The 9,403-nt window shown below is 64.5% G+C and carries 9 protein-coding genes and 1 pseudogene; 9 read left to right on the forward strand and 1 reads right to left on the reverse strand.

What is annotated here, in order from left to right; genetic code table 11:
• Positions 1-5 precede the first annotated feature (5 nt).
• The 8 genes from cbiB to J7367_RS14230 all read left to right on the forward strand — a co-directional run bounded on the left by cbiB (position 6) and on the right by J7367_RS14230 (position 7,943).
• Positions 6-920, forward strand: coding sequence for an adenosylcobinamide-phosphate synthase CbiB (gene cbiB, locus J7367_RS14195; RefSeq protein ID WP_022558695.1), 915 nt, complete (start codon positions 6-8; stop codon positions 918-920).
• 93 nt (positions 921-1,013) lie between these two features.
• Positions 1,014-1,997 (forward strand): threonine-phosphate decarboxylase CobD, encoded by a 984-nt coding sequence (gene cobD / locus J7367_RS14200; protein WP_057663360.1) that lies wholly within the window; start codon positions 1,014-1,016, stop codon positions 1,995-1,997.
• Positions 1,994-3,469, forward strand: coding sequence for a cobyric acid synthase (locus J7367_RS14205; RefSeq protein ID WP_057663363.1), 1,476 nt, complete (start codon positions 1,994-1,996; stop codon positions 3,467-3,469). The genes cobD and J7367_RS14205 overlap by 4 nt, the downstream gene beginning before the upstream one ends.
• Positions 3,457-3,978 (forward strand): bifunctional adenosylcobinamide kinase/adenosylcobinamide-phosphate guanylyltransferase, encoded by a 522-nt coding sequence (cobU, locus tag J7367_RS14210; protein WP_057663367.1) that lies wholly within the window; start codon positions 3,457-3,459, stop codon positions 3,976-3,978. The genes J7367_RS14205 and cobU overlap by 13 nt, the downstream gene beginning before the upstream one ends.
• On the forward strand, positions 3,975-5,021 hold the full coding sequence (cobT, locus tag J7367_RS14215; RefSeq protein WP_007963726.1) for a nicotinate-nucleotide--dimethylbenzimidazole phosphoribosyltransferase: 1,047 nt from the start codon (positions 3,975-3,977) through the stop codon (positions 5,019-5,021). The genes cobU and cobT overlap by 4 nt, the downstream gene beginning before the upstream one ends.
• Positions 5,018-5,632 carry a histidine phosphatase family protein gene (locus J7367_RS14220; protein ID WP_007969601.1) on the forward strand — a complete coding sequence of 205 codons (615 nt, stop codon included), beginning with the start codon at positions 5,018-5,020 and terminating at the stop codon, positions 5,630-5,632. Before cobT ends, J7367_RS14220 begins: the two co-directional genes overlap by 4 nt.
• Entirely contained in the window at positions 5,629-6,363 is a 735-nt protein-coding gene (locus J7367_RS14225) for an adenosylcobinamide-GDP ribazoletransferase (RefSeq protein WP_007963730.1), read from the forward strand. Before J7367_RS14220 ends, J7367_RS14225 begins: the two co-directional genes overlap by 4 nt.
• A gap of 443 nt (positions 6,364-6,806) precedes the next feature.
• Positions 6,807-7,943, forward strand: a complete 1,137-nt coding sequence (locus J7367_RS14230) for a hypothetical protein (RefSeq protein ID WP_057663384.1) — start codon at positions 6,807-6,809, stop codon at positions 7,941-7,943.
• Between the two features lie 9 nt (positions 7,944-7,952).
• On the opposite strand, the gene J7367_RS14235 is transcribed toward J7367_RS14230, so the two are convergent.
• Positions 7,953-8,519 (reverse strand): hypothetical protein, encoded by a 567-nt coding sequence (locus tag J7367_RS14235; protein WP_057663370.1) that lies wholly within the window; start codon positions 8,517-8,519, stop codon positions 7,953-7,955.
• Positions 8,520-8,989: 470 nt separating this feature from the next.
• Between J7367_RS14235 and J7367_RS14240 the strand changes: the two are divergent.
• Positions 8,990-9,111, forward strand: a pseudogene (locus J7367_RS14240) (IS5/IS1182 family transposase); the annotation flags it as partial.
• Positions 9,112-9,403: the final 292 nt, after the last annotated feature.

Here is a 9,403-nt window from a genome sequence, read left to right on the forward strand (position 1 = left end):
ACGCCATGCTGCTGGTGATTGCCACCGCTGCCGTGCTCCTGGATCTGCTGCTTGGCGAGCCGCGGCGCGGACATCCGTTGGTGCTGTTCGGCAACTGGGCGCAACGTGTCGAAGCACGCCTGCACCGCGACCGTCGCAGCGCCGGCATCCTGGCGTGGTGCGTGAGCGTGTTGCCGTTGACCTGTGTCGCTGCAGTGGTGCAATGGGGGCTGTGGTGCGTGTCGCCCTGGGCGGCGGCAGGGTTTGTCGCGATCACGCTGTATCTGGCGCTGGGCCTGCGTAGCCTGGGCGAACATGCGCAAGCGGTGATCGATGCGCTGCAGGTCACCGATCTGCCTGCCGCCCGCGCTGCAGTGGGCCGTATCGTCAGCCGCGATACGGCCGCACTGGACGCGACCCAGGTCGCTGCCGCAGCGACCGAGTCGGTACTGGAGAACGGCAGCGATGCCGTCTTCGCCGCGCTGTTCTGGGGCGTCGTGCTGGGCGCGCCGGGAGCGGTGTTGTATCGGCTATCCAATACGCTGGATGCAATGTGGGGCTATCGCACGCCGCGCTATGTCAACTTCGGCTGGGCTGCGGCGCGCATCGACGATGCGTTGAACTGGCTGCCGGCGCGCCTGACTGCAGCGACCTATGCGGTGCTGGGTCGCACCCGCGCGGGCCTGCGTTGCGCCTGGCGGCAGGGACGTGGCTGGAAAAGCCCCAATGCCGGCCCCGTGATGGCAGCGGGTGCAGGCGCGCTGCACGTCCAACTGGGCGGGCCTGCGCCGTACCACGGCCATTGGCAGGCACGCCCCGCGCTGGGCGAGGGCGCGGCGGCAAGCGCAAACAGCGTGCAACGTGGGTTGCGGCTGGTGCGTGCCGGTGTCGCGTTCTGGCTGCTGCTGGGCGTGCTGGCAACCGCGCTGGCGATGCGATGATCGGCACGCGGATGGTCTGGTGCTTCACCAACCTGCACCGGCGCACCGTTCACGACGGCGCAGGTCGCGCCGTTCCGCCACCAGGAGTACGCAATGCTTGAACACGGCGGGCGCCTGCGCCGCGCTGCGCAGGCCTACAACATTCCGCTCGCGCAGTGGCTGGACCTGTCCACCGGCGTGAGCCCGTTCGCATGGCCAGTGCCCGCCATCCCGGAGCACGTGTGGCAGCGCTTGCCCGAAGACGACGATGGCCTGGCCGAACGCGCGGCTGCATATTACGGCGCGCCGCAGGTACTGCCGGTGGCCGGCTCGCAGGCGGCGATCCAGGCCTTGCCGCTGCTGCGCGCACCCAGCCGCGTCGGCGTGCTCACGCCTGGCTACGCCGAGCATGCGCAGGCATGGCAGCGTGCCGGACATCCGGTCGTGCCGATGAGCGCTGCGCAGTTGCTGCAAGCCGGTGAGACGCTGGATGTGATCGTGCTGATCCACCCCAATAACCCATGCGCCGAACGCTTCGATCCCGACACGCTGCTGCAGCTGCATGCGCGGCTTGCAGCACGCGGTGGGTGGCTGGTGATCGACGAGGCCTTCATGGATGCGACCCCGCAACATAGCGTATGCGCCTTCACCCAACGGCCCGGTCTGGTCGTGCTGCGCTCGGTGGGCAAGTTCTTCGGCATGGCAGGCGCACGTGCGGGATTTGTCTGCGCAGATCGCGCAGTGCTGGCTGCCGTGCGCGAACGCTTGGGGCCATGGGCGCTCGGCGGCCCGGCACGGTGGGCCGTGCAACAGGCATTGGCCGATACGCCGTGGCAGTTGCAGGCACGTGCGCGCCTGCACGCGGCATCGCAGCGGCTTGCGCAGCTGTTGCATGCGCATGCGATCGTACCTACCGCAAGCACGGCGTTCTTTCAGTGGTGCCGGCGCGATGACGCCGCCACCTTGCACGTCGCGTTGGCGCAACGCGGCATTTTGACGCGGCTGTTCGACACACCGTCCAGTCTGCGCTTCGGTCTTCCCCCCGATGCCGCGGGCGAGGCGCGTCTGGATGCGGCTCTGCGCCAGGTGCTGGCATGAGCGCGCGCGTACTGATGGTGCAGGGCTGCACCTCCGACGCGGGCAAGAGCACGCTGGTGGCCGCGCTGTGCCGGTGGCTGCATCGGCAGGGCATTGCGGTGGCGCCATTCAAGCCGCAGAACATGGCGCTGAATTCGGCAGTGACGGTGGACGGTGGCGAAATCGGCCGCGCGCAGGCATTGCAGGCACAGGCATGCGGGCTGGAGCCGCAGACCGATTTCAATCCGGTATTGCTCAAGCCCAACAGCGATACCGGTGCGCAGGTGATCGTGCATGGGCAGCCGGTCGCCACGCTGGATGCGGTGGGCTATCACGCCTTCAAGGCAACCGCGTTCAAGGCGGTATTGGCCTCGCATGAGCGCCTGGTCGAGCGCTTCGATGTGGTGCTGGTGGAAGGTGCCGGCAGCCCGGCCGAGATCAATTTGCGCGCCAACGACATCGCCAACATGGGGTATGCCGAAGCGGTGGATTGCGCCGTCATTCTGGTGGCCGACATCGACCGCGGCGGCGTGTTCGCCCATCTGGTCGGCACGCTGGCGTTGCTATCGGCCAGCGAGCGCGCACGCGTTGCCGGTGTTGTGATCAATCGGTTTCGCGGCGATCTGGCGCTGCTGCAGCCCGGACTGGAATGGCTCGAGCGCGAAACGGGCAAGCCGGTGCTCGGCGTCTTGCCGTATCTGCACGGCCTGCAGCTGGATGCCGAAGACGCGGTGCCGCGCAACGCGCCGCAGAAACCGCAGGCGCAATTGCGCGTGGTGGTGCCGGTGCTGCCGCGCATCAGCAATCACACCGACATCGACGCGTTGCTGGCGCATCCGCAAGTGGATGTGCGCTTGATCGGTCCTGGGCAGACGCCACCGCCGTGCGATCTGATCCTGCTGCCGGGCAGCAAATCCACCCGGTGCGATCTGCAGTGGCTGCGCACGCATGGGTGGGACGCCGCCATCGCCCGTCACCTGCGCTATGGCGGAAAACTGCTCGGTATCTGCGGCGGGCTGCAGATGCTGGGCACCCATCTCCACGACCCAGATGGGATCGAAGGCGCAGCGGGCAGCAGCCCAGGTCTTGGGTGGCTACCGCTGCAAACCACGCTGCAGCCGCACAAGCAATTGCATCGCGTGCACGGGCGCCTGCTGCTGGGCGATGCCGGTGTCAGCGGCTATGAAATTCACTGCGGCATCAGCAGCGGCGCTGCGCTGGCACGGCCATTGCTGCAGCTGGACGATGGGCGTACCGATGGCGCCATCTCCGACGATGGCCAGGTGCTCGGCACCTATGTGCATGGTGTGTTCGATCACCCGCAGGCACTGGCTGCATTGCTGGCATGGGCCGGTCTGGCGCAGGCCGCGCCACTGGATCTTGCAGCGCTGCGCGAAGCCAGCCTGGAACGTCTGGCCGATACGGTGCACACGCATCTGGATACCGCCGCACTGACACGCCTCATCAGCAGAGAGGCGGCATGCAGCACCTGATTCTTGGCGGCGCCCGTTCGGGCAAGAGCGCACTGGCCGAGCGCATCGCGGCAGCGTCCGGGCGCGCAGTGACCTACCTGGCTACAGCGCAAGCCTTCGATGAGGAAATGCATCGGCGCGTTGCCCATCACCGTAGCCAACGCCCGGCGCATTGGCAGTGCGTGGAAGAGCCCATCGCGCTGGCGGCAAGCCTGCAGGCGCATGCCGCGCCGGACCGCTGCGTGCTGGTGGATTGCCTGACCCTGTGGCTGAGCAACCTGCTTGGTCACCCGGATGCGGACGTGTTCGCGCGCGAGCGCGACGCGCTGCTGGCAACGCTGCCGCAGTTGCCGGGGCAGATCCTGCTGGTCAGCAACGAAGTGGGGCAGGGCATCGTGCCAATGGGTGAACTCACGCGTCGGTTTGTGGACGAGGCTGGCTGGCTGCATCAGGCATTGGCGCTACAGTGCGAGCGTGTGGTGTTGGTGGTGGCAGGGTTGCCGATGGTGTTGAAAGGAGAGCGCGTGTGACTAGCGATTGGATCTTTGGTGCCTGCGCAGTGCCGGACCCGCGCATGCGCTCTGCCGCGCTTGCCCGGCAGGAACAGCTGACCAAGCCGCACGGCGCGTTGGGCCGGCTGGAACACCTGGCGGTGCAGCTGGCAGCCTGGCAACGCACCGAACGGCCAGGAGCGCAGCGGGTCTGGATCGCGGTGTATGCCGCCGACCATGGCGTAGCGGCCGAAGGGGTCTCGGCATTTCCGCAGGCGGTTACCGGCGAGATGGTGCGCAATTTCGCACGCGGTGGCGCCGCCATTGCGGTACTGGCGCGCGAGCTGGGCGCGCGGCTGGAAGTGGTGAATCTGGGCGTGGTCAACGACCCCGGCGACCTGCCGCGGGTGCGGCGTGCCTGGATCGCGCCTAGCAGCGCCAATATTTGCGAACAGCCGGCGATGACGGCCACCCAACTGCGCGATGCGCTCGCCGCCGGTGCCGACAGCATCGCGCAGGCCAGGAGCTGCGATACCCAGCTATTTGTCGGCGGCGAGATGGGCATCGGCAACACCACCTCTGCCGCGGCGCTGGGTTGCGCCTTGCTGTCGCAGTTCCCGCAGGCGATGGCCGGTGCAGGCACCGGCCTGGATGCCGAAGGCATCGCGCACAAGGCCACCGTGATCACGCGTGCGCTGGCCTTGCATGCCGATGCATCGAGCCCGCTGGAGCGTCTGCGTCGCCTGGGCGGATTCGAAATTGCTGCCCTCGTCGGCGCCTATATCGCCGCCGCGCAGGCCGGCATCCCGGTGCTGGTGGATGGCTTCATCACCACGGCGGCGGCACTGGTGGCCACGCGCCTGAATCCCGGCGTGCGCGAATGGTTGTTGTTCGGGCATCGTTCGCAAGAACGTGGGCATGCGGCACTGCTACGTGCGCTGGATGCCGAGCCCTTGTTGCAACTGGATCTGCGTCTGGGCGAAGCCAGCGGCGCGGCGGTGGCGATTCCGCTACTGCGCAGCGCCTGCGCCTTGCACAACGGCATGGCGACCTTCGCCGAAGCCGGGGTGTCGGACGCATGAGCGCACAGATCACCTTGCTGCGGCATGGCGATACCGGGCAGCGCAGTTATCGCGGCCAGCTCGACGACCCGCTCACCGAACTGGGCTGGCAGCAATTGCGTGCGGCCACTGCCGATGGCGTGTGGGACGCAGTCGTGGCATCCACATTGCAGCGCTGCGCTTTGTTCGCCACCGAGCTTGCCCAAGCGCGTGCCATCCCGCTGCAGCTGGAGCCGCGCCTGCGCGAATATCACTTTGGCCGCTGGCAGGGCGTGCCCGTGGCCGACATCGATCGCGACGAAGGACAAGCGCTCGGCCGCTTCTGGGCCGACCCGGTGCGCGATCCGCCACCGCAGGCCGAGCCGTTTACCGACTTCTGCGCGCGCCTGTCAGCCGCGCTCGATGCCATCGTCGTCCGCTACCCGGCACAGCGCGTGCTGGTGGTCACCCACGGCGGCGCCATCCGCGCGTTGCAGTGCCTGGTCGCCGGAAGTGGGTTCTGCCGGATGACCGAACTGGCAGTGCCGCATGCGTCGCTGCATGCGCTGGCCTGGCCGCCGACCGACGCGGCTGGCGGCTTGAGATCGCCGGTCTCATCCACGGCATTGCCACCGGCGCACGACACCGAATGATCGACGGGTTGCTGGCGGCGATCGGGTTTCTGACCCGCATCCCGGTGCCCGCCCGGGTGTTCACGCGCGCAGGCGCGCAGGCGCGCTCGCTGTGCTGGTACCCGCTGGTGGGCGTGTTGCTCGGTGGGGTGGTGTGCGGGTTGGCCTGGTGCCTGCGCGAGGTGGCGCCGTTGCTGGGCGCAGCGCTGCTGTTGAGCGCCTGGGTATGGCTGACCGGCGCGTTGCATCTGGATGGCCTGGCCGACACGACCGATGCGTGGGTCGGCGGCATGGGCGAGCGCAGACGCACACTGGCGATCATGAAGGACCCCGCCAGCGGCCCGATGGCAGTCACCGCAGTGGTGCTGGTGTTGCTGCTCAAATGCGCCGCACTGGCCAGCCTGCTGGCGCAGGCGCCGACCACGCTATGGCTGGCGCCGTTACTGGCGCGCAGCGCGCTGGTTGCCGCGTTCCTAAGTACGCCGTATGTGCGCGCCGGCGGGCTGGGCAGCGCGCTGTCGGGCGCCCCTCGTGCAGGCATGTGGCTGGCGCTGAGCGCCGGCACCGCGGTGTGCATCGTTGCCGGGCTGGCCACCGCGGCGTTGTGCGCTGGTATCACCGCACTGGTGTTCACACTCTGGCGCCGCGCCTGCCTGAAACGCCTTGGCGGCATGACCGGCGATACCTGCGGCGCATTGGTGGAACTGACCGAAACGGCCGTGCTGGTGACGCTGGCGCTGTGGTCGGCTTGACCAGGCAGGCGCTGCAGCTGACGCAATCGTCCTCCCGACTGATGATCCCGGCCCGCGCATCGTCTGCGTTTGCGTAGCGGCCGTGGGCGCTGCGACCAACGGCATCCGTCAGCGTGCGTCATCTGCTGACGTCATCTACTGAGTTCTCCGGCGCAGGTGCAACGCCAGCGTCGCTCTTGGCTTCCCGGCACTGAGAGAAGCCCCTCGCTTGGTCTACAAGCCTAACGAGGGCGTTCCGCAACAAGGCTTAGCATTTCTGACGTCGCTGCAGCACAATCGACCTGGAAGCGCCAGGTTACGGCAGAAGCTTCAAAATTGCATACTCAAATTTTGAGAACGTTTTGATATCAGTAACATACGTGCGCGGTAGAACGCGAGTTTGTAAAACGGGTAAGGAAGCGCTCATGACACGACAAATCACAAAGCTCGTAATCGGTGCGGGCATGATGGTCATCGCAACGCAAGTCGGGGCCAGCAAGTATCTGATCGATATGCAGGGTGCAGCCGGAAAGCGTGTCAACGTCTACGCCAGTGACGCAATTATGGACCACACACCGATCAATGCTGATCTCGCAAATCCTGACTCAAACCGTGTCATTCAGATTGATTTGACGATGGTCTATGAAGCGGTCGACCAACCCCTATGGTTGGAATATCAACTTCAGTTCAAATGCCCCAATTCGATTCGGCGCGGCCGTGGCGCACCCAAGCACAAGGCTGATTCGACCGGCATGTTGGACACGCCGGATTCCGTGGAATTCCGGGTGGCCAGCGGCGCAAAGACCATGAAACAGGATCCGGCGATCATTGATCTCCAGCCCACCGATTGGCAAAGCACGACCAGCTACACGATGCGACAGGCATGGAATGTAGCCTGCAACACTGCCAGCATTGGCGATGCCAAACGAGCTGCGGCGGTCGATCATGTGATTAGGTCCGATACATTGCGAGCGAAACTGGCAGCCATTGGCTTGAATGGACTGGAACCGGTCCCCGATGGACTGTCGATGAGTTCGCTTGCCGACTTTACCTGGGAAAAACTATGGTCCGATGTGCCGAAGCCCGCGATCAATAGCGGCCGCAAGCTGACGCCAGCAGAATCGGCAGCGCTCACGGCAAAATTGGCCCAAATGCAGCAACAAGTAACCGAAGCGCAGGGGAGGGTGCAGGGCAATCTGGCAGCAATGAAGGCCAATATGGACTTTACTCAGATCGCCGCTGAATACCGTGGAAAAAGGCGTTTATCGCGCAGTGAATCGCTACTGATCCAGGTGTGGTTGGGTAAGACTGAGCAAGAGGTCGTCGCCGCGAACGGCAACCCCGCTGTCCGTCAGGCCGGGATCGCGCGGACGCTCTCTTATGGGCAGGCCTTTGACAATCGCGTCATGTGGCAGAATCTTGTGACCGGCGCGACTTACAATGGCGGCGGTTATAAAAATTGCAACGTCCGCTATGCGCTGATCCCGGACAGCGCCGGGATGCTGAGGGTTGCCGATGTGAATATCTTCGTTGAGTCAAGTGGCGACACAAGTGGGATGGGTCGCGCCTGCACCGACATCTTGAACGTGCTAAACGGCTGAGATCATGGTCTATTTTCGAGCCGCGCTCATGCAAGCCGAAAGCTGGCGATACGCCAGCTGCAAGTGGACAACTTTTGACCGGAACACCTCTTTCCCCTGAAGCTGGATGGCGAGCTCATTACTGTCCGGCTTTTCCTCCACCGATTTCTGCACGTCGATGGTCAGCAACAACGCCCCACTGCTCTGGCCAGGCATGCTCACATGGGCGGCCTGAACATTCTGCGTAGGGTGGTTGGTGGATGACAACGTGATCGGAGCGATCTCGGGCTTTGTCACCGGGGGGATTGCCTCGCTGATGAACCAAAGACTGCCATGACCCTTTTTCGCCATCCCAGCGTCGGCGGGACCGCGAAACGACAAGGTGGAATCTGGCGTGATGAAATTAACCGAGCAGTGGTAACCGGTGTTGACGGGTTCGCGTACCAGCACCCAATTGCCCTCAATCCCTTTGTAGAAGGATTCGCTGAACATCGGCTTGTTCGGATCCGCGCCCCCGAGCAACTCAGGGGCGATTTGAGCAGCGCAGGGGCTAGTCCATGCCATGGTGACTACTAAGCCGATCAGCCAATTCTTCATCTGAAATCGTTCTCCATTCATTGGTCATTGACACACGGCTTCGTGCATTCTTGTAGTGACCCCATGCAAGCGGCTACGGGCCATAGCTTAGCCTTCCAGGATTGCAGTGGGAGTTCTACCCCGTTTTTACGGACACTGACAAGAAGGTCGACTCAGGCCATGATGAGTTATCCGTGTCAAAGCCTAGTAAGGTCAGTGCCGAGTCCAAGCGCGGTGCGGTTGAGCAAAGGTTCCGAGCGTGCAGCTTCCAGCATCCGGTGCCATTCCTGCGCTTGGCAGGCGGTGAGCGACAGCCAGGCCAAATCTTCCGGGAGCAGATCGCGACCCTCGGGGATTGATCAGGCGATCACCGAGGAAATAGAACCGGTCCGAGGGCTGGTCAGACCTATACGATGATCCGGGTCGAACTCAATCATGCCGATCTCATCCTTGGCCGGGGTCTGAGGGCGCAGGCAAGAGCCGAGCCAGAGGCCAACTGATGGATGGTGCGCCGGCAATTGCTGCCGGTCAGGGGTAATGCTGCCTGGCGGCAGCTAAAACCGCTAGAAAGTTGCGGAAATCGCACCAAACCCGACATGTTGCTCGTCATTGACATGCAAGAAGCTGGAATTTGAGAGGTCTAGTGGGCCATTCAGACCATCCCCTCAGGAAATTGCGGCAACAGCATATCTGCCTGTGAGCCTGCTGACGCACGCCTGAGGGTTGTTCGTCCGCAAGCGGTAAGTCAATGCCCCTCCGTTAGGGAAGGTCTGAACAACGAGACCTGACAGGGCGGAAGGTGGCGTCGTTCCGAAGAGTGGCTTTTGGAACTTCGGAATTTCGCCATTTCTGGCGCTTTCCGCGGGAATTTCCCGGTTCACAGACGCACGCTCCCCATCGCCGGC

Origin of the sequence: Xanthomonas sp. D-36-1, assembly GCF_017746155.1 — a bacterium.
GTDB lineage: Bacteria > Pseudomonadota > Gammaproteobacteria > Xanthomonadales > Xanthomonadaceae > Xanthomonas > Xanthomonas cissicola.